The sequence below is a fragment of the Hoeflea marina genome, from assembly GCF_003182275.1.
GTDB lineage: Bacteria > Pseudomonadota > Alphaproteobacteria > Rhizobiales > Rhizobiaceae > Hoeflea > Hoeflea marina.
Window position 1 is genome coordinate 1 of the sequence record NZ_QGTR01000013.1, and the last position, 25689, is coordinate 25689.

General features: G+C 66.1%; 24 protein-coding genes. 16 read left to right on the top strand and 8 right to left on the bottom strand.

Going from position 1 to position 25689, the window contains the following annotated elements:
* Positions 1–201: 201 nt before the first annotated feature.
* From DFR52_RS23785 to DFR52_RS23810, 6 genes are all read right to left on the bottom strand, one after another.
* Positions 202–1035 (bottom strand): capsular polysaccharide synthesis protein, encoded by an 834-nt coding sequence (locus DFR52_RS23785; RefSeq protein WP_110034585.1) that lies wholly within the window; start codon positions 1033–1035, stop codon positions 202–204.
* A 100-nt stretch (positions 1036–1135) separates the two neighbouring features.
* Positions 1136–2809, bottom strand: a complete 1674-nt coding sequence (locus DFR52_RS23790; protein WP_110034586.1) for a thiamine pyrophosphate-binding protein — start codon at positions 2807–2809, stop codon at positions 1136–1138.
* Complete coding sequence (locus tag DFR52_RS23795) at positions 2806–3996, bottom strand: CaiB/BaiF CoA transferase family protein (RefSeq protein ID WP_110034587.1); 1191 nt, start codon at positions 3994–3996, stop codon at positions 2806–2808. The genes DFR52_RS23790 and DFR52_RS23795 overlap by 4 nt, the downstream gene beginning before the upstream one ends.
* The gene (locus DFR52_RS23800) at positions 3989–4807 is read right to left on the bottom strand and encodes a TerC family protein (RefSeq protein ID WP_110034588.1); all 819 of its coding nucleotides are present in this window, start codon (positions 4805–4807) and stop codon (positions 3989–3991) included. The genes DFR52_RS23795 and DFR52_RS23800 overlap by 8 nt, the downstream gene beginning before the upstream one ends.
* 73 nt (positions 4808–4880) lie before the next feature.
* Positions 4881–5843, bottom strand: coding sequence for an alpha/beta hydrolase (locus tag DFR52_RS23805; protein ID WP_110034589.1), 963 nt, complete (start codon positions 5841–5843; stop codon positions 4881–4883).
* Positions 5844–5943: 100 nt separating this feature from the next.
* Positions 5944–6918 (bottom strand): DMT family transporter, encoded by a 975-nt coding sequence (locus DFR52_RS23810; RefSeq protein ID WP_110034590.1) that lies wholly within the window; start codon positions 6916–6918, stop codon positions 5944–5946.
* Between the two features lie 341 nt (positions 6919–7259).
* Here DFR52_RS23810 and ettA point away from each other — a divergent pair, with 341 nt between their 5' ends.
* The 15 genes from ettA (at position 7260) to metF (ending at position 21320) form a co-directional block, all read left to right on the top strand.
* Positions 7260–8909, top strand: a complete 1650-nt coding sequence (ettA, locus tag DFR52_RS23815) for an energy-dependent translational throttle protein EttA (RefSeq protein ID WP_110034604.1) — start codon at positions 7260–7262, stop codon at positions 8907–8909.
* A gap of 5 nt (positions 8910–8914) precedes the next feature.
* On the top strand, positions 8915–9517 hold the full coding sequence (locus DFR52_RS23820) for a hypothetical protein (RefSeq protein WP_146215667.1): 603 nt from the start codon (positions 8915–8917) through the stop codon (positions 9515–9517).
* Between the two features lie 141 nt (positions 9518–9658).
* The gene (locus DFR52_RS23825) at positions 9659–10339 is read left to right on the top strand and encodes an SDR family oxidoreductase (protein ID WP_110034592.1); all 681 of its coding nucleotides are present in this window, start codon (positions 9659–9661) and stop codon (positions 10337–10339) included.
* A gap of 59 nt (positions 10340–10398) precedes the next feature.
* Positions 10399–11598, top strand: a complete 1200-nt coding sequence (locus DFR52_RS23830) for a YjgN family protein (protein ID WP_245415475.1) — start codon at positions 10399–10401, stop codon at positions 11596–11598.
* A 7-nt stretch (positions 11599–11605) separates the two neighbouring features.
* A complete protein-coding gene (locus DFR52_RS23835; protein ID WP_425351253.1) occupies positions 11606–12682 on the top strand; it encodes a M48 family metallopeptidase in 1077 nt (358 codons plus the stop codon).
* 149 nt (positions 12683–12831) lie between these two features.
* A complete protein-coding gene (locus tag DFR52_RS24750) occupies positions 12832–13020 on the top strand; it encodes a hypothetical protein (RefSeq protein WP_210205903.1) in 189 nt (62 codons plus the stop codon).
* Positions 13021–13272: 252 nt separating this feature from the next.
* Positions 13273–14001 carry a DNA helicase gene (locus DFR52_RS23845; protein ID WP_110034594.1) on the top strand — a complete coding sequence of 243 codons (729 nt, stop codon included), beginning with the start codon at positions 13273–13275 and terminating at the stop codon, positions 13999–14001.
* An 11-nt stretch (positions 14002–14012) separates the two neighbouring features.
* Complete coding sequence (gene tam / locus DFR52_RS23850) at positions 14013–14882, top strand: trans-aconitate 2-methyltransferase (protein ID WP_110034595.1); 870 nt, start codon at positions 14013–14015, stop codon at positions 14880–14882.
* Positions 14883–14966: 84 nt separating this feature from the next.
* Positions 14967–15920: an ABC transporter substrate-binding protein gene (locus DFR52_RS23855; protein WP_245415477.1), complete on the top strand. Its 954-nt coding sequence runs from the start codon at positions 14967–14969 to the stop codon at positions 15918–15920.
* Positions 15921–15929: 9 nt separating this feature from the next.
* Positions 15930–17693, top strand: coding sequence for an ABC transporter permease (locus DFR52_RS23860; protein WP_110034606.1), 1764 nt, complete (start codon positions 15930–15932; stop codon positions 17691–17693).
* A 67-nt stretch (positions 17694–17760) separates the two neighbouring features.
* Positions 17761–18009: a type II toxin-antitoxin system RelB family antitoxin gene (gene relB, locus DFR52_RS23865; RefSeq protein WP_110034597.1), complete on the top strand. Its 249-nt coding sequence runs from the start codon at positions 17761–17763 to the stop codon at positions 18007–18009.
* 51 nt (positions 18010–18060) lie between these two features.
* Entirely contained in the window at positions 18061–18270 is a 210-nt protein-coding gene (locus tag DFR52_RS23870; protein WP_245415476.1) for a type II toxin-antitoxin system RelE family toxin, read from the top strand.
* A gap of 150 nt (positions 18271–18420) precedes the next feature.
* Complete coding sequence (locus DFR52_RS23875; RefSeq protein WP_110034598.1) at positions 18421–19041, top strand: MOSC domain-containing protein; 621 nt, start codon at positions 18421–18423, stop codon at positions 19039–19041.
* Between the two features lie 322 nt (positions 19042–19363).
* Complete coding sequence (locus tag DFR52_RS23880; RefSeq protein WP_110034599.1) at positions 19364–20380, top strand: ArsR/SmtB family transcription factor; 1017 nt, start codon at positions 19364–19366, stop codon at positions 20378–20380.
* A 1-nt stretch (position 20381) separates the two neighbouring features.
* Positions 20382–21320, top strand: a complete 939-nt coding sequence (gene metF, locus DFR52_RS23885; RefSeq protein ID WP_110034600.1) for a methylenetetrahydrofolate reductase [NAD(P)H] — start codon at positions 20382–20384, stop codon at positions 21318–21320.
* A gap of 515 nt (positions 21321–21835) precedes the next feature.
* On the opposite strand, the gene DFR52_RS23890 is transcribed toward metF, so the two are convergent.
* Positions 21836–23098, bottom strand: coding sequence for an amidase (locus DFR52_RS23890; protein WP_110034601.1), 1263 nt, complete (start codon positions 23096–23098; stop codon positions 21836–21838).
* An 18-nt stretch (positions 23099–23116) separates the two neighbouring features.
* Positions 23117–24055 (bottom strand): DMT family transporter, encoded by a 939-nt coding sequence (locus tag DFR52_RS23895; protein WP_110034602.1) that lies wholly within the window; start codon positions 24053–24055, stop codon positions 23117–23119.
* A 182-nt stretch (positions 24056–24237) separates the two neighbouring features.
* Between DFR52_RS23895 and DFR52_RS23900 the strand changes: the two genes are divergently transcribed.
* Positions 24238–25458: an alanine racemase gene (locus tag DFR52_RS23900; protein ID WP_110034603.1), complete on the top strand. Its 1221-nt coding sequence runs from the start codon at positions 24238–24240 to the stop codon at positions 25456–25458.
* Positions 25459–25689 lie beyond the last annotated feature (231 nt).

Consider the following 25689-nt stretch of genomic DNA (forward strand, 5'->3'; position numbering starts at 1 on the left):
CCACCGCCTTCCGCCGTCCCGGGGTCCGTAGCCCCGGAACATCCGTTCTGGCGGAAGATGCGGCAAGTATGGCACGGGGGCGCGAGGGGTGGACGGCAAGGGGCGAAAATTTCCGCAAGGGACTGGAATTGCTGGAGGGGCTTTGCGGATCCGTCCAACAGTTCCGGCCGAGCTTCCGAACGACGGCTGGACCGAGCCTTGTCAGCGCTTGCCCACCGGCTTCTTGAGGATCTGCTGGAGGTATTGTCCCAGACTGCCGGGCGGGGCCGGGAGACGGCGATTGGTGAGCTTGCACACAGGTGCAATCCTCTTCGCCACGGCCTCCCGGTCGGCGGCGACGGGCGGTTCGTCCAGCGACGCGTGACCGGGTGACAGGTGAAGCCTGTGACGGGCGCTGATATGGTTGACCATCGCCCACGCGTCGCGGAATTCCCGGTCCTTTTCGAGCAGGATCGCGAAGCGGCGGTGCACCCAGTGGAATTCGTCCTGGGCATCCCGACCGTTCCAGTACTCCCAGGATGCATCGAGCCATCTTTCGACAATCAGGTTGCCGGGCTCGGCGGCGAGGAACCAGGTGGCAAGCGCCCGGTCCTGGCCGGGCTTCTCGAATGCAAAGAAGCCGCCGGCCGCATGCACGTCGATCCACTGCGACAGCGGCGTGACGCAGAATGTGGTCGCGTCCGCCCATACGCCGCCGAACCGCTGCAGCAGCGACAGGCGCACCAGGTTGGACAAGGCAGTCGGGGTCATCGTCTCGGGCAGGTCGTGGCGGCGCCAGTCCGGGCCAAGCAGACGCTCGGCTTCCGGCAGGTCGATGTCGCGAAGTGTCCAGCCGGGATTGTTGACCCGCCATGACACGCGCGCGTCCTGACTCAACGCCGGTGCCTGGTCCCAGCCGCTGTCCCAATAGATCCAGATCGTGCGGGGAATGGCGGAACACGCGGTCCCGGTTTCCGGAGCGGCACTGCCCGGCCGGTCCCGCAACGGCCTCCACAGCGGTTGGCGCCACAGACGTTTGATCCAGTCAGTCCGCATTGCATGATCCGCCGAGAACAGAGCTGGACACGAGAATACCAGAGATGTGAAGCTCGGTCAGGCCTTATCGGACAGACGCCGTCATGGCCCTCAAGCCCGTTCACCCCTTCACGCCAGTCCCCGCAATCTGGCTCAGCGTCCGCATCGGGGTGATGGCCTCGGGATCGAGCTTCACCTCGATGATCGAGGGCTTGCCGGAAGCCCGCGCCCGCTCGAAAGCCGGTGCGAAGTCTTCCGTGCGCTCCACGGTCTCGCCGTGGCCGCCGAAGGCCCGGGCATAGGCGGCGAAATCCGGGTTGGTGAGCGCGGTGGCGCTGACGCGGCCGGGATAGTCGCGCTCCTGGTGCATGCGGATGGTGCCGTAGATGCCGTTGTTGACCACCACGGTGATGATCGGCAGCGCGTGGCGGACCATGGTGGCGAATTCCTGGCCATGCATGAGAAAGCAGCCGTCACCGGCAAAACAGACCACAAGCCGGTCCGGGAACGCCTGCTGGGCGCCGACCGCGCCGGGCACGCCGTAGCCCATGCTGCCGGACGTGGGGGCGGCCTGGGTGGCAAAGCCGCGGAAGCGGTGGAAGCGGTGGATCCAGGTGGCGTAGTTGCCGGCGCCGTTGGTCAGGATGGCGTCGTCGGGCAGGTTCTTCTCCAGCCAGTTGACGATCGGGCCCATCCGCACCGGACCGGGCCCGGTTTCCGGCGGCGTCGACCAGGCGAGGTAGGAGTCGTGCATCTTTTCGACCCGGGCGGCGCGGCTGGCAGGCACCGTGTTGCCGATGGTCCTGAGGCTGGCGGCGAAGGAGGCCGGGTCGGCGTTGATGGCAAGCGTGGGCCGGTAGACACGGCCGAGTTCGGCGCTGTCGGCGTGGACATGCACCAGCGGCTGGCTCGGATAGGGAATCTCCATCAGCGTGTAGCCGGACGACGGCATTTCGGAAAAACGCCCGCCGACCAGCAGCACCAGATCCGAATTTCTGATTTCCTCGGCCAATGCCGGGTTGATGCCTATGCCGACATCGCCGGCATAGGCGGGATGCAGGTGGTCGAAGAGCATCTGGCGGCGGAACGAGACGCCCGCCGGCACGCTGGCGCGGGCTGCGAATTCCTCGGTCTCGTGGACGGCGCGCTCTGTCCAGCCGGAGCCGCCGAGGATCATCACCGGGCGTTCCGCCTTCGCCAGCCGGTCATCGAGGTCGCCAAGTTCGACGGTGCCCGGCCGCGTGGAGACGCGGGTGTAGCGCTGCGCGGCAACGGGATTTGCGACCACCTGGCGCAGCACGTCCTCGGGCAGCGACAGGACCACCGGGCCGGGACGGCCAGAGGTGGCGATGGCGAAGGCGCGGGAGACGAATTCCGGAATCCGGGCGGGGTCGTCGATCTCGCCCACCCATTTGGCGAATTCGGTGAACGCCCGGCGGTATTCGACTTCCTGGAAGGCCTCGCGTTCTCGGGCGTCGCGCTGCACCTGGCCGATGAACAGGATCATCGGGGTGGAATCCTGCCGCGCCACATGCAGGCCGGCGGATGCGTTGGTGGCGCCGGGGCCGCGGGTGACGAAGCAGATGCCGGGCTCGCCGGTGAGCTTGCCCCAGGCGTCGGCCATCATCGCCGCCCCGCCTTCCTGGCGGCAGACGGTAACGCCGATGTCGCTGTCGACGAGCGCGTCGAGCACGGCGAGGTAGCTTTCGCCCGGCACGCAATAGATCTGGCGGACGCCGTTGGCCTTGAGCGAATCGACGATGAGCTGGCCGCCGGTGCGGGAGGAGGGTGTCATGAAGTGCGTCCGTTCTGTTTCAGGTCTGCGAGTTCGGCGAGAATCTCGTCGCTGTGTTCGCCGTGGCGCGGGCTGGGGCGGTCGTAGTGGAGGGGCGAGGCGGGCAGCAGGATCGGCGTGCGCACGCCGGGAATATGGGTGCCCACGGCGTCGTCGAGGTCGATGCGCAGCTTGCGGGCGACGATCTGCGGATCGGCGAACATTTCCTCGATGGTGTTGATCGGGCCGGCGGGCACCGCAGCGGCGTCGCAGGCGGCCAGCAGATCGAGCTTCTTCCAGCCGGCAAGTGCCACGATCAGGCCGGCGCGGAGCCGCGCCCGATGCTCGACGCGCAGCGGATTGGTCCGGAATTCCGGATCCATGCCCATCGCCGTTGCGCCGAGCAGCGTGCAGAGGCGCCGGAACTGGCCGTCATTGCCGACCGCGATGATGACATGGCCGTCGGCCACAGGGAAGACTTCGTAGGGCGCGATGTTGAGATGGGCGTTGCCCATGCGCCTGGGCGCCACGCCGGAGACGAGGTAGTTGAGGTTCTGGTTGGCGAGCATGCCGGCCTGGGTGTCGAACAGCGCCATGTCGATCATCTGGCCTTCGCCGGTCCTCTCGGCGTGGCGGAGGGCGGCCTGGATGGCGATGACCGAATAGAGGCCGGTGAACAGGTCGGAAATGGCGACCCCGGCCTTCTGCGGCTCGCCGTCGGGTTCGCCGGTCACCGACATCATGCCGGCCATGGCCTGGATGATGAAATCGTAGCCGGCGCGCGGCGCATAGGGTCCGGTCTGGCCGAAGCCGGTGATCGAACAGTAGACGAGCTTCGGATTGGCGGCCTTGAGGCTGTCGTGGTCGAGGCCGTATTTCCTGAGCCCGCCGACCTTGAAGTTCTCAATGACGACATCGGCTGTGGCGATCAGCTCGCGCACCGTGGCCGCGCCCTCGGGCGTGGCGATGTCAATGGCGATCGACCGCTTGCCGCGGTTGGCCGCATGGTAGTAGGCAGCCGAGAGGTTGACGCCGTCAGCGCCGGTGACGAAGGGCGGACCCCAGGTTCGGGTGTCATCCCCGCCGTCGGGATGCTCGATCTTGATGACGTCGGCACCCAGATCGGCAAGCAACTGGCCGGCCCAGGGGCCGGCCAGGATCCGCGCCAGTTCGATGACGCGGATGCCGTGGAGGGGAGCCTCAGACATGGCCGGAGTCGGTTCCGGCCTTGATCACGGTCAGGTCCTTCTCGTGCATCAGCTTGCGCTGGTAGCGACCCTGGACGATCTCCACCAGCACCATGGTGACAAGGATGAAGTAGAAGGTGGCCTTCGACATCGTCTCGACCTCGTAGCCGAAGAAGGCGAGATGGGCGATGTGGCCGCCCTCGCTCATCAGCATCATGCCGACGAGCAGCAGCACGAACAGGCCCAGGACCTCGTACATACGGTTCTTCTTGAGGAAGTTGGCAACCGTGTCGGCCATCAGCACCATCAGCCCGCCGGAGACGACGATGGCGGCGGTCATGACGATGAAGTTGTCGGTCAGCGCCACGGCCGAAAGCACGGTGTCGAAGGAGAAGATGATGTTCATGGCGGTGATCCAGAACAGCGCCTTGGATATGCTCTTGGTGGCGCGCGCGGCCTTGTCATGCTCGTGCACCTCGAGCGTCATCATGTGGGTGATTTCCTTGAGCGCCGTGTAGATCAGAAACACGCCGCCGGCCAGCACGATGAGCGAGTGGCCGGATACCGACCCCTCGATGAAGGGGACGCCCGTCACGGTGAACAGCGGCTCCTGGAAAGCCTCGATCAGTTGCAGGACCACGAACAGCAGCACGATGCGCAGGCCGATGGCGAGGATGATGCCCCAGCGGCGGACGAAGGCTTGGCGCTCGGGCGCCACCTGCTTGGCCTCGATGGAGATGTAGAGCAGGTTGTCGAAGCCGAGCACGGTCTCGAGCGCGGTGAGCACCAGGAATGTCGTGAGATGTTCGACGGTGAAGATGTCAGCGAGCATGGGCGGGGTTCCGATTTTGTTTGCTGATAACAGAGATGGCCCGGACCTGTCACGTCCGGCGCGAATGGGGCGTTCAGGTGCCGGAGGCGGGTGGCTGGGCCGCGGCGGCGGGCAGGGCGCCGAGCAGCCAGACGGAAAAATCGGCCATGGTCTCCGTCCGGTTGGTCTCGTTGAGGGATTCATGCCGGGTGCCCGGCAGGATGCTCAACGTCACATCGGCCAGTCCGTTCCCGCGCATGCGGCGGGCTAGCCATTCCAGCGCCGCGCCCCTGCCGGTGGAAGGGTCCTCGGCGCCGCCGACGAGATGGATCGGCAGGGCGCGCGGCAGGCGGGAGAGCGCCCGCTTGCTGGCGCCGGCGTAGATGAGACGGAACACCGCCTGCCACATGCCCACTGTCGCGTCCCAGCCGCAGAGCGGGTCGCGGATATAGGCGTCGACCTCGGCGCTGTCATGGCTCAACCAGTCGAACGGGGTCCGGTGGCGGGGTATGGCCCTGCCCCAGGCGGCGAAGGTGAGGCGCGGCAGCATCTGGCTGGGCACGTCCGAGCCCTTCAGCCATGCCTCCGTGGCGAGGATGATCTGGGCGGCGCGGCCCGCCGGTCCGGCATGGAAATTGGAGTTCCACACCGCCAGCGCCGCCGGCCGCCGCGGGTGCCGCTCGGCGAAGTTCAAGGCGATCAGCCCGCCCATCGAGTGGCCGAAGACCACGACCGGCAGGCCGGGATGACGGGCGGCGATATGATCATGGACGGCAAGGACGTCGGCGATCACCTTCTCCGTGCCGCCGGCATGAGCGAACTGGCCGGGAATGGCGTCAGGCGCGCGCGTGCCGCCATGACCGCGATGATCGTGCGCATAGACATGATAACCCTGTCCGGCGAGGAACGCGGCAAAGCGCCTGTAGCGGCCGGAATGCTCGGCCAGGCCGTGGTTGATCTGCACCACCGCCCGCGCCGGACCTTCGGCGGGCATGTGGCGCAAAGCCAGAATGGCGCCGGTGGAACTCGGCAGCGGTGCGGCGGAAAAGCTGGTCATGGCGCATTGATCATTGGTTGGGGGCGGAAATCAAGGCCGGTCCGACGGGATGGCCCGGGCCGGCGCGGGGCAGGGCGCCCCGGCAGGCTTTCGCCGCGCCTCACGGCGACAACGTCGCGTTCTTGACGCCCGACACCGGCCTGGAGGAGAAGCGGCGCTCGCGCCAGATGATGAACAGGCCTGAGCCGACGACGATGGCGATTCCCAGCCACTTGAGCGCGTTGGGAAAATCACCGAAGACGAACCAGGCCACCACCGTGGCAGAGACGATCTCGAGATATTGCAGCGGCGCCAGCACCGAGGCCGGCGCGGCGCGGTAGGCATAGACGCCGAGCATGCCCGAGACCGAGGCGGAGATGCCGACGCCGAGAAGATAGAGCAGGGTCACGCCGTCGGGCACGGCGACCGCGAAGAGCTCGAGGCCGCTGTCGTGTCCTGCCCAGAGCATCAGCACGCACAGCAGCAGCCCCCAGAGGCCGGACTGCACCTGCATGGCCCAGGCGTTCTCGGAGCCCGCGCGCATGCGGGTGAGCAGGATGAAGACGGCAATGGCGAAGGCGCTGACGATCGGCAGCAGCGCGATTGCGCCGACCTCCTCGAAGCTCGGCTGGATGATCAGCAGCGCGCCGCAGAATCCGACGGCGCAGGCCGTGTAGCGGCGCCAGCCGATGGTCTCCTTGAGGAAGACGCTCGACAGCACGGTCAGGATGATCGGCTCAACGAAGAAGATGGCGATGGCGTCGGCCACCGCCATCACCCGGAGCGTGGCGACAAAACAGACCATCGAGATGCAGATGATGGCGCCGCGCAGCGCGTTGGAGCGGGTGTTCGACCAGCTCAGCGCCAGCGGGATGCGGCGCCAGACCAGCACCGGCAGGCCGAAGGCCGCCTGCAGCAGGAAGCGCGCGGCGGTGATCTCCACCGGCGAGATGGTGGCGATGGCAAGCTTGGAGAAGATGTCGATGATCGGCGAGATGGTGACGGCGAGCAGCATCAGCACCAGGCCCCGGGTGACGTGGGGCTCCAGCGCGGGGATGGAGGGACGGCGCGGGACCACGTCCTTCGGGGTACTCATGTCGGGTGGCTCTCGCATTCGCGGGGTCGGGCGGGTTGGATGAATTGGCAGCCGGTCGGTATGCCGTGCGGATTTCCATAGCCCCAAACCGGCAGCATTGCTCGTCAATCCTGCTGATGGATCCATTCATTGCCTCCGATAGGTCCGGACCAACCGCGCCGGCGCCGGCGGTCCGGTTTCCCCGGACCGGGCGTTGACTTCCTGGCGGGCCATGGGATCGCCATACGGACCGGCGGGTGCGAGGCCCGTCGGAAAAGGCGCGATTTGATGTTTCGGAACCGCTGCCGATCATGTAGAAGCGGCCCAATCATTCCCTCATCCGACAACGGAGCATGCGCATCGTGGCACGGCAGTTCATCTATCACATGGCGGGACTCAACAAGTTCTACGGCGCCAAGAAGGTCCTCGAGAACGTCCACCTGTCCTTCTATCCCGAAGCCAAGATCGGCATTCTCGGCCCCAACGGCGCCGGCAAGTCGACCGTGCTCAGGATCATGGCCGGGCTCGACACCGAATTCACCGGCGAGGCCTGGATTGCCGACGGCGCCACCCGCGGTTACCTGCCGCAGGAGCCGCAGCTCGACGAGAGCCTCAACGTGCTCGGCAACGTCATGCAGGGCGTCGCCGACAAGCAGGCGATCCTCGACAAGTACAACGAACTGATGATGAACTATTCCGACGAAACCGCCGACGAGGGCGCGCGTCTGCAGGACATCATCGACAGCCAGAACCTGTGGGACCTGGAGAGCCAGGTCGAGATGGCGATGGAAGCGCTGCGCTGCCCTCCGGGCGAGGCCAGCATCGACAATCTGTCGGGTGGCGAAAAGCGGCGGGTGGCACTGTGCCAGCTGCTGCTGAGCCAGCCCGACCTGCTGCTGCTCGACGAGCCGACCAACCATCTCGACGCCGAGACCATCGCCTGGCTCGAAAAGCACCTGCGCGAGTATCCCGGCGCCGTCATGATGATCACCCATGACCGCTACTTCCTCGACAACGTCACCGGCTGGATTCTCGAACTCGACCGCGGCAAGGGCATTCCCTACGAGGGCAACTACACAGCCTATCTGCAGGCCAAGGCCAAGCGCATGCACCAGGAAGGCCGCGAGGACGCGGCGCGGCAGAAGTCGATCACCCGCGAACAGGAATGGATCGCCTCCTCGCCGAAGGCGCGCCAGGCAAAGTCGAAGGCCCGTATCCGTGCCTATGACGAGCTGGTCAACGCCGCCGACGACCGCCGTCCCGGCGAGGCCCAGATCATCATCCCGTCGGGCGAGCGCCTCGGCCAGGTGGTCATCGAGGCCGAGAACCTGTCGAAGGGCTATGGCGACACGGTGCTGATCGACAATCTCTCCTTCATGCTGCCGCCCGGCGGCATCGTCGGCGTCATCGGCCCCAACGGCGCCGGCAAGACGACGCTGTTCCGCATGATCACCGGCCAGGAGAAGCCGGATTCGGGCACCATCACCATCGGCGAGACCGTCAATCTCTCCTATGTCGACCAGAGCCGCGACACGCTGACGGCCAACGCCACCGTCTGGGAGGAAATCTCCGGCGGCAACGACATCGTCAAGCTCGGCAAGCACGAGATGAACTCGCGCGCCTATTGCTCGACCTTCAACTTCAAGGGCGGCGACCAGCAGCAGAAGGTCGGCACGCTCTCGGGTGGCCAGCGCAACCGCGTGCATCTGGCCAAACTGCTGAAGTCGAGCGGCAACGTGCTGCTGCTCGATGAGCCCACCAACGATCTCGACACCGAGACGCTGGGCGCGCTCGAGGAGGCGCTGGAGAACTTCGCCGGCTGCGCCGTCATCATCTCGCATGACCGCATGTTCCTTGACCGGCTCGCCACCCACATCCTCGCCTTCGAGGGCGACAGCCACGTGGAATGGTTCGAAGGCAACTTCGAGGACTACGAAAAGGACAAGATCCGCCGCCTCGGCCCCGATTCGGTCAATCCGAAGCGGGTCACCTACAAGCGCCTGACACGGTGAGGGTGATGCTGCGCGCGATCCGCTTCCTGGTCTTCCTCCTCGTCGTGGTGGCGCTCGCGGCATGGATCTCGCGCGTCGCCGCCCCGCCACTGCCGGCGATCGCGGCCACCCTCAGCTGTGATCCTCTGGCCCGCCAGCCGGAGATCGGGCGCTTCGTGGCGTTTGCCCGCAAGCACGACGGCGAGATCGCCTATGTGCAGTTCGGCATCCAGGCGACCGACCACGCCGGCAACTGCGCGCTCGAGGGGGCCGCCGCAAGCGGCGACGGTCCGCCGCCGACCGGCCTGGCTCCGCCGGAGGCGGACAGCAGCTGGGATCGCGACGGCTACGGCCTGGTGCTGTCGGCGGTCGACAACGGCAACCGCGTCGCCGTGGCCCTGCCGGACGCGCGGTCGATGCCCCCGGGCCGCGCCTATCTCAACCGGAAGGACTGGTTCCGCTACTACGCGGCCGGCCTGTTCGTGCTGCGCTACGAGACCGGCAACGGCTTCGAGGGCGCCTCGCTCTATCCGGCGCAGGACAGCACGGTGCTCGCCGCCGGCATCTCCTGCGCCAAGACCCGGCTCGACTGGCCGCCGGAACTGGTTCGAGTGCTGCCCTGCTTCTGAGCAGATCCGAACCGCATGAACGGCCGGCGGGCCGCTTGACTTCGCCGGTGCGGGCGACATGTCCACGCTTTCAACGACAGCTGCGAGCATGGGCAAGGCGACAGCTCTGCCGCCTCGATCCTGACCCGAGGCGGGCACAGCATGACCACCATTCTCATCACCGGCACCAATCGCGGCATCGGCCTGGAGCTTGCCAGGCAGGCGCTCGGCAAGGGCTGGACCGTCTATGGCTCGGCCCGGGCACTGGTCACCGATCCGGAGGCGCATATCTGCGCGCATGGCAATTTTCACGACCTCGTATTCGACGTCACCGACCATGGGGCGGTCCGCGCGGCTGCCGCCAGCATCGATGCGCCGATCGACATCCTGATCAACAATGCGGGCGTGATCGGGCCGGGCCGGCAGTCGACGCTCGAGATGGACTTCGAAGGCTTCGCCCGCACGCTGGCCGTCAACACCATGGCGCCGCTGGCCGTCACTCAGGCCTTTCTGCCACATCTCAAGCGAAGCGACCACGCAAGGGTTCTCAGCATCTCCTCGCTCATGGGCTCGATGAGCCACGCCAGTTCCGACCGGATCGCCTATCGTGCCTCGAAGGCCGGGCTCAACAAGGTCATGCAGGCGCTCGCCACCGATCTCAAGCCGCTCGGCATCGCGGTGGCGACGCTTCACCCTGGCTGGGTGCGGACCGACATGGGCGGCGCCGGGGCTGCAGTCGCACCGGAGGCAAGCGCGGCCGGAATTCTCAGGATCGCCGAAGGACTGACGCTTGGGGGCACCGGGCGGTTCCACACTTGGGATGGGTCCGACGTGGCGTGGTGAGCAGCGGCAGCCCGGCCGCCGGTTCCTCAGGTTCAATTGCGGATGTTAACTAATCAGGGTTGTATTTTCCCACATTGGGTTGTATCTCTTTTCCAGCATTGCCAGGGGGTTGGCTGCTAAGGTGGGTACAGACGGGGGCGATCGCCGTGGCAGGTGATGATTTCGGGCGCGGCGACGCGACCAGAGATATGGGCGTCAATGCGGCATTTTCCAAGAGGCCTCGTCCGGAGCGCTTCTCCTTTACAGGATCGGCGGGAGAGTATTTCCGGATCTGGATCGTCAATCTGTTTCTAAGCATCATCACGATCGGGCTCTACTCGCCCTGGGCGAAAGTGCGGCGGCTCAAATATTTCTACGGCAACACCTGGCTCGACGGGCATAATTTCGATTATGTCGCCGACCCGAAGAAGATCCTCAAAGGCCGCCTGATCGTCGTCGGCGTGCTGATTGTGGTCAATGTGCTGCTCAATATCAGCCCCTTCTTCGCGGTGCTGTTCATTCCCTACATCATCGCTTTCCCGTGGATGCTGAACACATCCATGGCGTTCAATGCGCGCAATACGGTCTACCGCAATGTCTGCTTCGGCTTCCGCGGTACCTATGGCGGTGCGTTCAAGAGTTTCATCCTCTGGCCGATGGGTGCCGCTTTCACGGCCTACCTGCTCTCGCCCTTCATGTTTCAGGCCATCAACCAGTATATCGGGTCGAACACGCGCTGGGGGAGGGCGCAGTTCGAGACGGTCTCCGGAGTGGGTCCCTACTACGCCAATTTCGGACGCACGCTGTTGATGCTTCTCCTGATGCTCATCGCCATGGCGGTGGCGATCCTCGTGCCGGTCCTTCTCATTGAACTTGTGGCAATGCAAAACGGCTCTGACGGCTCGAACGCCGCAGGTGTTTGGGCCGGCGCGGCAAGCGTGATCATCTATCCGGCCATGCTCGGATTGATCTTCTACCACGGAGCCGGGGTGCGCAATATCGCTTTCAATTCAACTCTTCTCGATGGCCGGTATCGGTTGAAATCGCGCCTGGGACGCGGGCGCTATCTGTGGATCATGGTCACCAATCTGATCGCAACCGTGCTGTCGCTGGGATTGTTGAGGGCCTGGGCCGCGACACGGACATGGGCGTATCTCGCAGATCATACGGCGCTGGAGATCGATGGCGATCTTGAGTCGGTCATTGACGCCGCGCAGAGCGAAGGCAATGTCGCGGCCGCCGAGTATTTCGACATCGAGGGCATGGATTTCGGCTTGTGAGGACCGGATGACAAATGGGACGCGGGCCGGGGCTCCACCGATCGAGGGGCGGTATTTCGAGCCCGGTTCGGCGCGTGCCTTTCCCGCGCGGATGACCATTTCCGGCCATCTGGCGACCATCTCTTTCGACAGGGATGGGGCCTCGCACAGCTCGGTTCGTGAAGTCCTCGCCGTGGGCGCACGGCTTGGCAGTGTGCCGCGCCGTATCGAACTTGAAGGCGGCGCCCTGTTCGAAGCCCCTGCCGATGCGCGGATCGATGCGGCGGGAGATCGCGAGAGCCGCATGCTGGCGCGGGTGTTCGATCTCGAGGCAAGCTGGCGCACGGTGGCGATCCTTGTCGTGGCCACGGTTGTATCGGTGGTTTTGCTCCTCCTGTACGGCGTGCCGACTCTGGCCAATGTTGCGGCGCGAATGACTCCCGCGTCGGTGTCGGCGTTGATGGATGCGGGAACGCTGAAGACGGTGGACCAGACACTGCTCTCTCCCAGCCAACTGTCAGTTGAACGGCGGCAGGCGCTTGCAGATCGATTCTCAAGACTCGCAATGCAGGCAGAGACCGGGTCCGTCCCGCTCGCTCTTGTGTTTCGCTCAAGCCCGATCGTGGGCGCCAATGCCTTCGCGTTGCCGGGCGGAACGGTGATCCTGACCGATGAACTGGTGCTGATGGCCAGAACCCCGGACGAGATCGATGGTGTTCTTGCCCATGAAATCGGCCATGTCGAAGCGCGACATACGCTTCAGATGCTCTACCGGGCGGCGGGACTGGCGGTCATGGTCGGGGTGATCGCAGGCGATTCCGGACAAATGGTGGACACGCTGCTCGCCCAGGCAGCCAGTCTGCAGCAGTTGTCCTACAGCCGCGAATTCGAAGCGGCAGCCGACCGGCGAAGTGTGGAACTGATGCTGGCAGCCGGCGAGGGGCGCGATCCGCTTGCCTTTGTCGACCTCCTAGACCGGCTGCTCGAGCAGTTGTCCCCGGGCGCAAGCCATCAAGGCGATAGCTTCTTTTCGACTCATCCCGGCAATCCAGATCGCCGCAACGCCGTGCTCACTCACGCACGTTCGCTGGGGTGGGGCAGCTAGAGCATTTCCAGACGAAGTGATTTTCACTTCGTCGCAGGACAATGCGACAAATCAGGAACTAGAGTTCGCCAACCAGCGCCCGCGTCCCGCGCGCGATGGGGTGGCGCAGCATCTGCCGGCTTCTCACCGTTTCCTGGGCGATGGGGCGGATGTCCTACGCCAGGTCCGACCGGATCGCCAGCCCGGCGTCTAAGGCGGCTGTCAACAAGGTGATGCAGGGGCTGGCGGTCGATCTCAAGCCAACGGGCGTGGCGCTGGTTCATCCGGGCTGGGTCAGCACCGACATGGGCGGGCCGGGGCCGATATCGAGGTCGACACCAGCGCTGCCAAGATTCTAAGGATCGCTGAAGGACTGACGCTCGCGGAAACCGGCGCGAGCTTGAACCACGATGGCATGTGGCTTGCCTGGTGAATGGTCGATGGCCGTCGGATTCCGATTGAGCTAGAGTCTGATTCTGGCGCTGCCCGCGCCTCCTCCCTCCAAGACGGGGAAGCATCATGCATGCGGGGCATTGGTCCAGCGGAACCAACTGGTCGAGCACTGGCATAAGGAGGGATTGCAAGACCTGCTCGCAACAGGAGGTTCGTCCATGAAACTTTCGGCGGCTGTCTATCAGTTGAAACGTCAGGCCCGACGCTTGTCGCGCCAGGAGAAAATACCCCTGCACCAGGCACTCGATCGAGTGGCTGCGCAACAGGGCGTCAATGGGTGGAGTCTGCTCGCGGCACGGCTCTCAGCGCGCAGCCCGGCGCGCAAGCTGTTTGACCGGCTGGCGCCGGGTGATCTTGTTCTCATTGGTGGCCGCCCGGGCCAGGGCAAGACATTGCTGAGCCTGGAACTGGCTGTCGAGGCGGTCAGGGCCGGCCGGCATGCCATGGTCTTCACACTGGAATACACGTCGATTGACCTGCTTGGGCATTTTTGCGCCATTGGCGTGGAGGCGGCGAGCCTTGGCGGTTCGTTCCGGTTCGACGATTCAGATGCGATCAGTGCGGAATACATCATCGACAAGGTCGGCACCGCACCAAGGGGAACCCTTGTGGTTGTCGACTATCTTCAATTGCTTGACCAAAGGCGCGAGACACCATCCCTGACGACCCAAGTGGGATCACTCGCGTCATTTGCACGAGCCCAAGGCCTGGTCATCGTCTTTGCCTCGCAGATTGACCGGTCCTACGATCCGTCGACCAAGGCCTGCCCGGGACTCGAGGATATCCGTCTGCCCAATCCACTGGACTTGCAGCTGTTTACCAAGAGCTGCTTTCTGCAGGGCGGTGAAATCCGGTTTCAGGCGACAGGCCGACCGGTCAACATCTGAAAGGTTGTCGCATGGCCGACTGGTCCGCAGAGCAATATCTCAAGTTCGCCGACGAGCGCACGCGGCCTGCCCGCGACCTCCTGGCCCGGGTGGCGCTCGAGGCGCCACGGCTTGTCGTCGACATCGGCTGCGGCCCGGGCAATTCGACCGAGCTGATCACCGAACGCTGGCCGACGGCCGAGGTGACGGGGATCGACACCTCGCCGGCGATGCTGGCGGATGCGCGCAAGCGCCTGCCGGGCTCGCGCTTCGAACTCGCCGACGCCCGCGACTGGCGACCGCCGGAGGGAGCCGATCTGCTGTTTGCCAATGCGATCTACCAGTGGCTGCCGGACCATGCCAGCGTGATGCAGGCGCAGTTCCAACTGCTCGGGCCCGGCGCCGTCATGGCGGTGCAGATGCCGGACAATCTCGATCAGCCGACACACATGCTGATGAGCGAGACGGCCGCAGCAATGCCCTTTGCCGAAAAGCTGGCAGGAGTCGCCCGGGAGAAGCTGCCTCCGGCGGGCTTCTACCACCAGCTGTTTTCGCCGTTCGCGAGCTCGGTCGACGTCTGGCGCACCACCTATCACCATCCGATGACGGATGCGGCGGCGATCGTCGAGTGGGTCAGGAGCACCGGCTTGCGCCCTTTCCTCGATCCGCTCGATGACGCCGAGCAACGGCAGTTCCTTGATGCCTACGAACGCCAGATCGCCGCGGCCTACCCGGCGCTGGCCGACGGCACGCTGCTCCTGCCGTTTCCCAGGCTGTTCATGGTTGCGGTCATACCGGACCAGTCTGCCGCCCGGTGCCGGGATGCCTGCCGCTGCGGCAGGGCGAACCGGCAGGGCCGCCGCGGATCGTCCGCGTGGGCGTGTCATATCGCTGTCATTTAGCCTGCTTAAGCGTTCCGGGAGCCGCCCCCCCGACAACACCGGAGTGTCCCCATGACCCGCATCATTTCCCTGTCGCTCGGCCTGATGGCCTCGATTTCCGCCATGGCCGGCCCCGCCGGTGCAGTCGACGGCACGCTGACCCTCTACACAAGCCAGCCCAACACCGACGCCCAGCAGTCCGTCGACGCCTTCATGAAGGCCAATCCCGGCGTGCAGGTCACCTTCGTCCGCGACGGAACCACCAAGATCATGGCCAAGCTCGAGGCCGAACTGGCCGCCGGCGCGACGCCGGCCGATGTGCTGCTGATCGCCGACAGCGTGACGATGGAAGGGCTCAAGCAGCGCGACCTGCTGATGGCCTATCCCGAGGCAGACGTTTCGGCCTATCCGGACGGCACCCACGACGCGGAGAAATTCTGGTTCGGCACCAAGCTGATCACCACCGGCATCGTCTACAACACCGCCGCCACGATGGTGCCCACCTCCTGGGCGGATCTGCTCAAGGAGGAGGCCAAGGGTCAGGTGGCGATGCCCTCGCCGCTGACATCGGGCGCGGCGCTGATCCACACCGCCACGCTGGTGGGAAATCTCGAGGCCGGCTGGGGCTTTTACGAAGGGCTCGCGGCCAACGGCGCGCAGGCGGCGGGCGGCAATGGCGGCGTTCTCAAGCAGGTTGCCGGCGGCGAGAAGCTCTACGGCATGATCGTCGATTTCCTGCCGATCCGCGAGAAGGCCAAGGGAGCGCCGGTCGAGTTCGTGTTCCCCATGGAGGGCGTCTCGGCGATCTCCGAGCCGGTGGCGATCCTCGCCTCGACCCAGAACCCGGAGGCAGCCCAAGCCTTCGTCGATTTCCTGATTTCGAAGGAGGGCCAGGAACTGGCGCTCAGCCAGGGCTATCTGCCGGCCCGTCCCGACGTGGCGGTGCCGGAAGGCTTTCCCGACCGCAGCGCCATCAAGGTGATGCCGTTCGATGCCGCCAGGGCGCTCGCCGAGTCCGAGGCCGACACCGCCCGGTTTGCCGGCATCTTCGGCCAGTAAGCGTTGTCGGTGACGGTGGACAGCATTGCCGTTCCGCGCCCTGCCTGGCGCGGACTGGCGCCGGACTGGCGCTGGCGCGAGGGTTCTCGCCTGACGCTGGCGCTGGCGGCTTTCGTGGTGCTGTTCAGCCTCCTGCCCATGGGGCGCCTCATCGCCGCGGCCTTCGGCGGCGGCGTTGTCGCCTTCTGGCAGGTGCTCGACACGCCGGAAGTGTGGCGGGCGGCGCGCAACACGCTCGCGGTCGCCTTCGGCTCCGGCGCGCTGGCGCTGGTGGTCGGGACGGGCTTCGCGCTCGTCCTGTCGGTGACGACGCTGCGCGCCCGCACCCCGCTCGCCTTCATCCTGGTGATGTCGCTGATGATCGCGCCGCAGATCTCGGCGCTGGCCTTCAAGACGCTGGCCGGCCCCGCCTCGCCGCTGCTCAAGCTTGTCGGTCTGGCGCCGTCGCCGGGCACGCCCAATCCGATGCTGGGCGGGTTCGGCATCATCCTGGTCATGGGCCTGCATCATGCGCCGCTGGTCGCCGTCACGCTGGCCTCCGGACTGGCGTCGATCCCGCGCTCGCTCATCGAGGCGGCGCTGATCGAGGGCGCGAGTCCCTGGCAGGTGGTCCGCCTGATCGTGCTGCCGCTGCTGCGGCCATTCATCCTCACCGCCGCGCTTCTGGTGTTTGTCGCGGGTGCCGGCAATTTCGGCATTCCGGCGCTGCTCGGCCTGCCCGTCGGCTACACGACGCTGCCGACGCTGCTCTACCGGAAGCTCGCGAGCTTCGGGCCCGGAACCATCGGCGACGCGGCGGCAATCTCCATGCTGATCGCGCTGATCGCCGGCGCCGGCGTGATTGCCGCCGGCCTGCTCATGGCGCGGGCGCACAGCCGGTTCGAGAACGACCACCGCATCGAGCCGTTCTGGATGCTGGGCCGCTGGCGCCCGGTGGTGGAGATCGCGGTCTGGGGCTTCGTTGCCCTGACCATCCTGCTGCCGCTGGCGTCGCTGGCGGCCACCTCGCTGGTGCCGGCCTACGGCGTGCGGCTGTCGTGGCGGAGCATGACGCTGGCACCCTACGCGGAGGTCTTGTTCCGCCAGGATCTGACGGTGAGGGCGTTCCGCAATTCGCTGGCGCTCTCGGGTGCCACGGCCATCAGCCTCGGCGCGATGACACTCGCCTCCGCCTATGTGCTCGACCGGGCAAGGCCGAAGCTCAGGGCGGCAGCATTCGCGGTGATCGAGCTGCCCTACGCCATTCCCGGCATCGTGCTGGCGATTGCCTGCATCCTGCTGTTCATCCAGCCGTTGCCACTGATCGGCGTGTCGATCTACGCCACGCCGCTGATCATCCTGTTTGCCTATCACGCCCGGTTCTTCGCCGTCGCGCTCAAGCCTGTGCTGGCGGCGATGGCGACGCTCGACCATGCCGTCGAGGAGGCGGCGATCTGCGACGGGGTGCCGCTGCGCCAGCGGCTCTGTCACATCATCCTGCCGCTGGTGTTCCCGGCGGTGTTCGCCGGAATGCTGATGGTCTTCCTGCTGGCCTTCAACGAACTCACCGTGTCGGCGCTGCTGTGGTCGGCGGGAACGGAGACGCTCGGCGTGGCGATGCTCAGCCTCGAGGATTCGGGGCTGGCGGCGGAGGCCGCGGCGGTGGCGGTGAGCGCGACTGCGCTCGCCTGCCTGCTCATGCTCGCCATGCAGATGCTGGCGCGGCGGCTGCCGGACAACGCGCTGCCCTGGCAGGCGCTGGCCGGGCCCCGGACGGGCCGTGCCGGCGGCTGACACGGCAAGACCGAGGCTTTGACCGTTTCGCAGATTTGCTATACATGTATAGCAAAGGAGAACCGCCATGCTTGCCCTTCGCCTGCCGCCCGATCTCGAACGCCGGCTGACCGAGCTTGCCGCCCGGACCGGCCGCACCAAAAGCTTCTATGCCCGCCAGGCGCTGATTGAATATATCGAGGACATGGAAGACCGCTATCTGGCCGAGCAGCGGCTGGCGGAGGACGACGGCATCCGCATTCCACTGGCCGAGGTGCTGCGCGATCAACGCTCCGGGCTGCGTGAGGCGGCGAGCGGAAAGGCTGCGAAGGCATGAACTGGACGGTCGTCTTCACCCGGGCGGCCGAAAGGGATTTTCAAAGGCTGGGTGCGCAAGACCGCAAGCGTGTCGGCGCCTTTCTGGCGGAGCGGCTGGCAAACCACCCCGATCCGCGCGCTCGGCCGACGGCTGGTGGGTGTCGGCGAAGACATCTGGCGCTTTCGAAGCGGCGACATTCGCATTCTCACCCGGCTCCGGGACATGGAACTTGAAATCCTTGTCGTTGAAATCGGCCACCGCCGGGAAATCTATCGTTGACGCGGACCGTTCCGTAATCAACTGCGTCCTTTGCACCATTCCCGCATCTGATGCGGCCTTCACGCATTGTGATTGGTGCGGGCGGACGCAATTGTCTATGAACGGGACCGCGCCTTCGGGCTGCCCACCCACCGCCCCCAGGAGCCTGCGATGACCGCCAGCCTGTTTGCCGACCTGCCCTTGGACATGCCCGACATCGTTCCGGGACGGCGGATCAAGGGCCGCGTCGCCGCCGTGCTGCAGGCGGCCGGCAGCGATTTCGTGTCCGCCCCGGTCGACGGGCTCGATCTGAGCTATGACGGCATCGCCAATGACTTTCACGAGGGAACAACGCGCCGCTCCGGCAGCCGCGAGCCCTGGTATCCGCGCGGCACCGAGATGCGCAACGAGCGGCAGGTCTCCATCGTCGCGGAGGACGAACTGGCGCTTGCGGCGGCCGACATGGGCATCGACCGCATCGAGCCGGGCTGGATCGGCGCCAATCTGGTGCTCGGGGGCATTGCGCTCCTGTCGATGCTGCCGCCGCGCTCGCTGATCTTCTTCGAGGGAGGGGTGACGCTGAAGGTCGACGGCCAGAACGCGCCCTGCCGGCTGGCGGGCGGCACAATCGCGGCCAATTTTCCCGATCGCGACGCCACCAGCCTGGCGCTGTCTTTCAAGGACGCCGCCAGGCGTCGCCGCGGACTGGTGGCCTGGGTGGAAAAGCCGGGGCGCATCGCCACGGGCGAGGGCGTGACCGTCATGCTGCCGGAGCAGTGGATCTACCGCTGACGCACGTCAGGCAAAGGTCTGGCGCAGTATGGGGATCACGACATGCCACCGACAGAGAGCCAAGGCACGTCGCGTCACTCTGAATTCCGGCGATGTGCCTTGCACGGCACGCGCTCCGTCCCACGGTTCCGCACCGGCCGCGGGTGCGCTCGGAGAGACCGCGGGGCGACCGCCCCGCGGCCATTCTCGGGCTGAAACAAGCGCTTGAGCGTCTCCGCATGGAGGGCCGTTCCAGTGCGCGGCGCAAAAGCGACACAATCTTTCACTTGCGCGACCCTCGAAATTGACATAAAGATATCTTTATATCAATTTCGAGGTATCCATGCTGTCGCACTCGCTTCTGACGCTCGATGAAAGCGTTGAAATCCTCAAGACCTCGGGTGAGCCGACCCGCCTGCGGCTGGTGGCCCTGCTCAATCACGGCGATCTGACCGTCAGCGAGATGACCGAGGTTCTGGGGCAGTCGCAGCCGCGCATCTCGCGCCATCTCAAGCTTCTGGGCGAGGCCGGACTGGTGGAACGCTACCAGGAGGGTGCCTGGGCCTATTTCCGGCTGGTGGGCGAGGGACTGCGCGCCTCGCTGGTGGCCAAGATCCTCGATGTCACCTCGCCGACAGACGCCGTGCTGGTGCGCGACGGCGAGCGGCTTCGGAGCGTCAAGCAGGCGCGCGCCGACCGGGCGCAGGCCTATTTCTCGGCCAACGCGGCCAGCTGGGGCGAGTTGCGCCGCCTGCATGTGCCCGAGGCGAAGGTGGAGCGCGCGGTTCTCGACCTGATCGGCAGGACGCCGTTCGACGCGTTGCTCGATCTCGGCACAGGCACCGGCCGCATGCTGGAGCTGCTGGCTCATCACTACCGCCGCGGCATCGGCATCGACGCTAGCCGCGACATGCTGGCGATCGCCCGCAACCAGCTCGACGAGGGCAATGTCAATCATGCCTCGGTGCGCCAGGGCGACATCTTCAATCTGCCGCTCGACCGCGACAGCTTCGATCTCGTCACCATCCACCAGGTGCTCCACTTCCTGCACGATCCGGCGCCGGCGATCGCCGAGGCTGCGCGCATGCTGCGTCCCGGTGGCCGCATTCTGATCGTCGACTTCGCCCCGCACACTCACGAGTCGCTGCGCAGCGAGCACGCCCATGCCCGTCTCGGCTTCTCCCACGAGGTCATCGGCGAATGGCTCGCGCAGAACCATCTCTCGGTCGACCGCGTCGTCGACCTGCCGCCCGAAACCGACGATCCGCGGGCGCTCACCGTCACCATCTGGCTGGCGCGAGATCCGCGGCTGCTGATCGCCGATGCCGAAGCCTCCCTCTCGAAAACTGGAACCGCCTGACATGTCTGCCACAGCCCGCACCACCCAGCCGGCCGCCGCATCGCGGATCAAGGTTTCCTTCGAATTCTTCCCGCCCAAGAACGGCGACATGGAAAGCCAGCTCTGGGAGAGCATCACCCGGCTGGCGCCCTTCGAGCCTGAATTCGTGTCGGTGACCTACGGCGCCGGCGGCTCGACCAAGATGCCGACGCTCAACACCGTTTCGCGCATATCGGCGGAGACGACGCTGTCGCCGGCCGCGCATCTGACCTGCGTCGGCTCCCCGCGCGAGGTGGTCGACGGCGTGGCGCGCGAATTCCGCTCCGTGGGCGTCAAGCATTTCGTGGCGCTGCGCGGCGACCCGCCGGAAGGCGTTGGGTCCGCATACCGCCCGCACGAGGGCGGCTACGCCAATGCCGCCGAACTGGTGGCCGGACTGCGCGGCATCGACGATTTCGAGATCTCGGTGGCAGCCTATCCGGAAAAACATCCGGAAAGCTCCGATTTCGCCACCGACATCGACATGCTCAAGCGCAAGATCGATGCCGGCGCCACCCGGGCGATCACCCAGTTCTTCTTCGACAACGACACCTATGAACGCTATGTCGAGCGGGTCCGTCGGGCCGGCATCTATGTGCCGATCGTGCCGGGCATCCTGCCGATCCACAATTTCGGCCAGGTTGCCCGCTTCGCGGCGCTGTGCGGCACGTCGATGCCCGACTGGCTGGCGCGCCGCTTCGACGGACTGGAAAAGGATCCGGAGACCCGCGCCCTGGTGGCCGTGGCCATGGCCGCCGAGCAGGTCACCGACCTGGTCGAGCGCGGCGTCGACGATTTCCATTTCTACACCATGAACCGGGCGCAGCTGGTCTATGCCATCTGCCATCTTCTCGGCCTGCGCGGCAACGGCGGCACGACCTCGAGCGGCGACAAGCCGGGTTCGGTGGGTGCGGCGGCCTGACGTCGCCCGCGGCCAATGCAGCGGGGGCATTGCCGGAACCGCGGGCAATAAAATGGCGGGAGCGCCGAAACGCTCCCGCCTGAACCCATCATTCTTCGTCTACTCGGCTGGTTCAGATGAACAGCATGGCCCCGACGAAAATGAACGCTGCACAGATCACAAGGGCATTAACCGATTGCGTAAATCCCATCACGGACCTCCTTGCGTTAACCTTTGAATGATAGTCACGCCTTGGCCCGCGTGAAAAGCGAATTCGTTGCTGCATTGCGGCCGTTTGTGGAAAACGAATCTTTTTCGGTTTGGCAACCCGTTGATAGAATAGAGCGAATTGCAATATTAACGATTTGTTAGTATTTTAGTGAGCTTGTGCCCCAACCTCTGTATATGGTGCAGTGCAACATGCCGACGGCGGGTTCGAATGCCTGTCGTCCCGCAGTGGAGCCGTTCTCCGCATCACGACAGGGATCCGGCAAAGGCCAGCGGACAGGGCCCGAATATGAATCCCGCGATGGGCCTCAGCGGGCCTCGGCGAAGGCCTGTTCCAGCCGCGAGGCGACCGACAGCAGCGTCCGGTCATGGCCGAAGCGGGCAACGGCCTGGACGCCGAGCGGCATATGGGCGGCATCGCTGAAGCCCGGAATATTGACCGCCGGCGTGCCCATCAGCGTCCACAGCTTGTTGAAGCGGGGATCGCCGGTGGAGGCGAGGCCCTCGGGCGCGGCGCCGGGCGCCGACGGAGTGAGCAGCACATCGACATCATCGAACAGCGTCCGCGCAGCGCCGCGGCCGCGCTTGGCCAGCCTGCGGGCGTCGTCGTAGTCCTGCGGCGACACCATGAGGCCGGAGCGGATGGCCTCGCGCAGTCGCGGGCTCATCGAGTCGGAAAAACGGTCGAGATCCGGACCGCAGGCAAGCCCCGCCTCGCAGTCCTGGATGAGGCCGTGAGCCTCGCGCGCCAGCATCAGCGGCCGGGGTTCGGCCACGGCGACGACGGTGAAGCCGGCGGCGACCGCGGCTTCCGCCGCCTGTTCCAGCGCCAGCCGCATGGCCTCGTCGGCGCCGTCGAGCTGCGGGCAGAAATACACGCCGACGGTGATGGTCGAGGCGTCGACCGGACCGGCTGCGAGCGCCCGGCCGGTCAGCCGCTCGGCAAACACGGCCACGTCGGCGACGGAGGCGGCAAACAGGCCGGCGGTGTCGAGCGAGGGGGCAAAGTGCTTCATGCCCGTCGTCGGCAGCAGCCGGTAGCTCGGCTTGTAGCCGGCGACGCCGCAGAAGGCAGCCGGGCGGATGACCGAGCCGCCGGTCTGGGTGCCGATGGCGGCCGGAACCATGCCGGACGCCACGGCGGCGGCAGACCCCGAGGACGAGCCGCCCGGCGTGTGGGCGTGGTTGTGCGGATTGACCGTGGGGCCGGGCTCGAAATAGGCGAACTCGGTGGTGACGGTCTTGCCGATGATGGTGGCGCCGGCGCGGCGGGCGAGCGCCACGATGGCAGCGTCAGTGGCGGGCCGGTTTCCCGCATAGGCGGGCGAGCCGTAGCAGGTGGGCTGGTCGTAGGTGTCGAAGATGTCCTTGACGCCGATGGCGATGCCGGCAAGCGGCCCCTCGGCTGAGACGGCGGGGTCCTCGGCGACATGGGCGAAGGCGTGGATGCGGCCGTCGAGCCGGGCAATGGCGTCGCGCGACAGCGCCACCATGTGGTCGGGCCGGGCTCGGCCGGTCTCGCGCGCTTCCACCAGCGCCGCAAGGCGCATCATCGCCGGACCAGCCGTCATATCACGAATCCTTCCGGATCAACCTGTTGCACGCCTTGTTATGGCGAGCCGATTGTCGAGTGACAAGAGCCCGAGCGCAATCAGACCCATGCCACAGGCTTCCAGCAGCGACAGGCTTTCGCCCAGAAACAGCACCCCGAGCAGGATCGCCGAGGGCGGCACCAGCAGCGTCACAAGCGAGGTGGCGGTGGCGCCGGCGCGCGAGAGGATGCGGAAGAAGATGATGTAGGCAAACGCGGTGGAGACGAGCGCCAGTGCCAGCACCGCGCCGATCACCGGCAGCGGCGGCACGGCGAGCTGCCAGGGCTGGTCCCACAGCAGCGCCACCGGCAGCATGATCAGGCTCGAGGCGGTCAGCTGGCCGGTGGCGGTCACCCGCGGCGGCAGGTCGCGGAAGCGCTTGCCCCAGGCGGTGGCGAAACCGTAGGAGATGGCCGCGCCGATGACGGCAAGCTTGGCCCAGAGCGGCGTATCGGCCTGGCCCAGCGCGGCAGGGCCGATGAGCAGCACGGTGCCGGCGATGCCGAGGGCGCAGCCGATCAGCTTGGCGCGCGAGATCTTCTCGTCGGAGGTCAGCACCTGGGTCACCAGCACCGTCCACAGCGGCGTGGTGGCGTTGAGAATCGAGGCGAGGCCGGCGCCGATCTGGGTCTGGCCGGCAAAGATCAGCGTGAAGGGGATGGCGTTGTTGAGCAGGCCCATCAGCAGCAGCGCCCGCCAGCGCGCGGTCAGCAGCGCGTAGAAGCCGGGCATGCGGCCGAAGGCCAGATGCAGGGCGAGGGCGGCGATCGAGACGCGCGCGAGCACCAGCGTGAAGGGCGGGATGTGGGCGACCGCGACGCGGCCGAAGAAGAACGAGGCGCCCCAGATCAGGCCGAGGGCGACGAGCAGGCCCCAGGTGGCGAGGTCCATCGAGCGCGGATGGGCGAGGGCGGTCAGCGGGCTGGGCGTGGGCATCGGCAAACTCCGGTTCGATCGATCTGATCGCATGGCGCCCGGCGGCGCGCCACCCGAAAACGCGCGACCGCCGCTCAGGCCGGCGGCGCGGACGATTGCGGGAGGCAACGATGTCCGGCCCCCGGCGTTGATTGCGACAGTGTTGAATGATGTAAGAGCTTTCCACCATCCGGGAGACAGAGATGCAACGATTCGCCACGGGAACCGAAGCCGCGCTGGCGCTGCGCCCCGATCATCCGCTCTACTGCTTCCGCCCCGAGGTGCTCAAGGAGGATGCGCGGCAGTTCATGGCGCTGTTTCCGGGCGAGACCGCCTATGCGGTCAAGACCAATGGCGAGCCGATGGTGCTGAAAACGCTGGTTGAGGCGGGCGTCAGGATCTTCGACGTCGCCTCGCCCGGCGAATTCGCCGCCGTCCGCGAGGCCTCGCCGGACGCGGAGATGCTCTACATGCATCCGGTCAAGGCGCAGTCCGACATCCGCCTGGCGCTGGAGACATACGGCATCCGCGTCATGTCGCTCGACCACGAGGACGAGATCGCCAAGGTGCTCAGGATCGTGCGTGCCATGGACCTCGATCCGGCCTCCATCACCATCTTCGTGCGGCTGCAGACCAAGGGTCACGCCATGTACGAACTGTCGAAGAAATTCGGCGCCGCCCCCGGCCACGCGGTCGAGCTGGTGCAGCGGCTCGACAAGATCGGCTTCAGGGTCGGGCTCTGCTTCCATGTCGGCAGCCAGGTGGAGGAGGCGGAATCCTACGAGCTGGCGCTCAAATCGGCCGACTGGGTGCGCAACCGCGCCGGCGTCGAGCTGGTCGGCCTCGACGTCGGCGGCGGCTTCCCGGCCACCTACGGCTCGAGCCCCAACCGCAAGCCGGTGCATGTGCCGCCGCTCACCGAGCTGATGGGACAGTTGCGCGACAACATCACCGAATGGGGCTTCGACGACATGCCGCTGGTGGCCGAGCCCGGCCGCGTCGTGGTGGCGCGCGCCTTCTCGCTCATCGTCCGGGTGCTGTTGCGCAAGGGCAAGCGGCTCTACATCAACGACGGCATCTGGGCCTCGCTGTCGGACAGCTGGACCGGCAAGATCACGCTGCCGGCGCGCTTCATCCCCGACCCGGCGCGCAAGACGCGCAAGGGCGACGCCGAGAACATCGTCGCCTTCCGCGTCTGCGGCGCCACCTGCGATTCGGTCGACATTCTCTCGCGCCCGTTCTGGCTGCCGGAGACGGTGGAGACCGGCGACTGGATCGAGATCGGCCACATCGGCGCCTATTCGCTGTCGCTCAGGACCCGCTTCAACGGCTTCTACCCCGACGATTTCGTCGAGGTCACCACCCCCTTCGGCGACGAGGGCGCCCCGGACGGTTTTGCCAGTCTGGAGACGATGGCGGATTGAGGGGGAGGGCTTCAGTCCGGCCAGAAGTGGAGCAGTCGGCCGGTTAGATGTGTGAAATCAGGTTGTTACCAGTGGCGATGTAACTCCCGATTGCATATATCCAAATGCTCGGCTAGCCTGTGATATCTTTGGTAGGGATAACTCGGAATTATGCTTCAAAGTTCCGCCGTCGCTCATGACTTCTTTGGCCAAAACCCGCCAAGCGAGAAGACGGCTGTCCTTATTGCCAAC

What these genes read in the sequence shown, in the direction of transcription:
- DFR52_RS23785 (WP_110034585.1), bottom strand. Translation starts at nt 1,035, where the DNA reads ATGCGGACTGACTGGATCAAACGTCTGTGGCGCCAACCGCTGTGGAGG.
- DFR52_RS23790 (WP_110034586.1), bottom strand. Translation starts at nt 2,809, where the DNA reads ATGACACCCTCCTCCCGCACCGGCGGCCAGCTCATCGTCGATTCGCTC.
- DFR52_RS23795 (WP_110034587.1), bottom strand. Translation starts at nt 3,996, where the DNA reads ATGTCTGAGGCTCCCCTCCACGGCATCCGCGTCATCGAACTGGCGCGG.
- DFR52_RS23800 (WP_110034588.1), bottom strand. Translation starts at nt 4,807, where the DNA reads ATGCTCGCTGACATCTTCACCGTCGAACATCTCACGACATTCCTGGTG.
- DFR52_RS23805 (WP_110034589.1), bottom strand. Translation starts at nt 5,843, where the DNA reads ATGACCAGCTTTTCCGCCGCACCGCTGCCGAGTTCCACCGGCGCCATT.
- DFR52_RS23810 (WP_110034590.1), bottom strand. Translation starts at nt 6,918, where the DNA reads ATGAGTACCCCGAAGGACGTGGTCCCGCGCCGTCCCTCCATCCCCGCG.
- DFR52_RS23820 (WP_146215667.1), top strand. Translation starts at nt 8,915, where the DNA reads ATGCTGCGCGCGATCCGCTTCCTGGTCTTCCTCCTCGTCGTGGTGGCG.
- DFR52_RS23825 (WP_110034592.1), top strand. Translation starts at nt 9,659, where the DNA reads ATGACCACCATTCTCATCACCGGCACCAATCGCGGCATCGGCCTGGAG.
- DFR52_RS23835 (WP_425351253.1), top strand. Translation starts at nt 11,606, where the DNA reads ATGACAAATGGGACGCGGGCCGGGGCTCCACCGATCGAGGGGCGGTAT.
- DFR52_RS24750 (WP_210205903.1), top strand. Translation starts at nt 12,832, where the DNA reads ATGTCCTACGCCAGGTCCGACCGGATCGCCAGCCCGGCGTCTAAGGCG.
- DFR52_RS23845 (WP_110034594.1), top strand. Translation starts at nt 13,273, where the DNA reads ATGAAACTTTCGGCGGCTGTCTATCAGTTGAAACGTCAGGCCCGACGC.
- tam (WP_110034595.1), top strand. Translation starts at nt 14,013, where the DNA reads ATGGCCGACTGGTCCGCAGAGCAATATCTCAAGTTCGCCGACGAGCGC.
- DFR52_RS23855 (WP_245415477.1), top strand. Translation starts at nt 14,967, where the DNA reads ATGGCCTCGATTTCCGCCATGGCCGGCCCCGCCGGTGCAGTCGACGGC.
- relB (WP_110034597.1), top strand. Translation starts at nt 17,761, where the DNA reads ATGCTTGCCCTTCGCCTGCCGCCCGATCTCGAACGCCGGCTGACCGAG.
- DFR52_RS23875 (WP_110034598.1), top strand. Translation starts at nt 18,421, where the DNA reads ATGACCGCCAGCCTGTTTGCCGACCTGCCCTTGGACATGCCCGACATC.
- DFR52_RS23880 (WP_110034599.1), top strand. Translation starts at nt 19,364, where the DNA reads ATGCTGTCGCACTCGCTTCTGACGCTCGATGAAAGCGTTGAAATCCTC.
- metF (WP_110034600.1), top strand. Translation starts at nt 20,382, where the DNA reads ATGTCTGCCACAGCCCGCACCACCCAGCCGGCCGCCGCATCGCGGATC.
- DFR52_RS23890 (WP_110034601.1), bottom strand. Translation starts at nt 23,098, where the DNA reads ATGACGGCTGGTCCGGCGATGATGCGCCTTGCGGCGCTGGTGGAAGCG.
- DFR52_RS23895 (WP_110034602.1), bottom strand. Translation starts at nt 24,055, where the DNA reads ATGCCCACGCCCAGCCCGCTGACCGCCCTCGCCCATCCGCGCTCGATG.
- DFR52_RS23900 (WP_110034603.1), top strand. Translation starts at nt 24,238, where the DNA reads ATGCAACGATTCGCCACGGGAACCGAAGCCGCGCTGGCGCTGCGCCCC.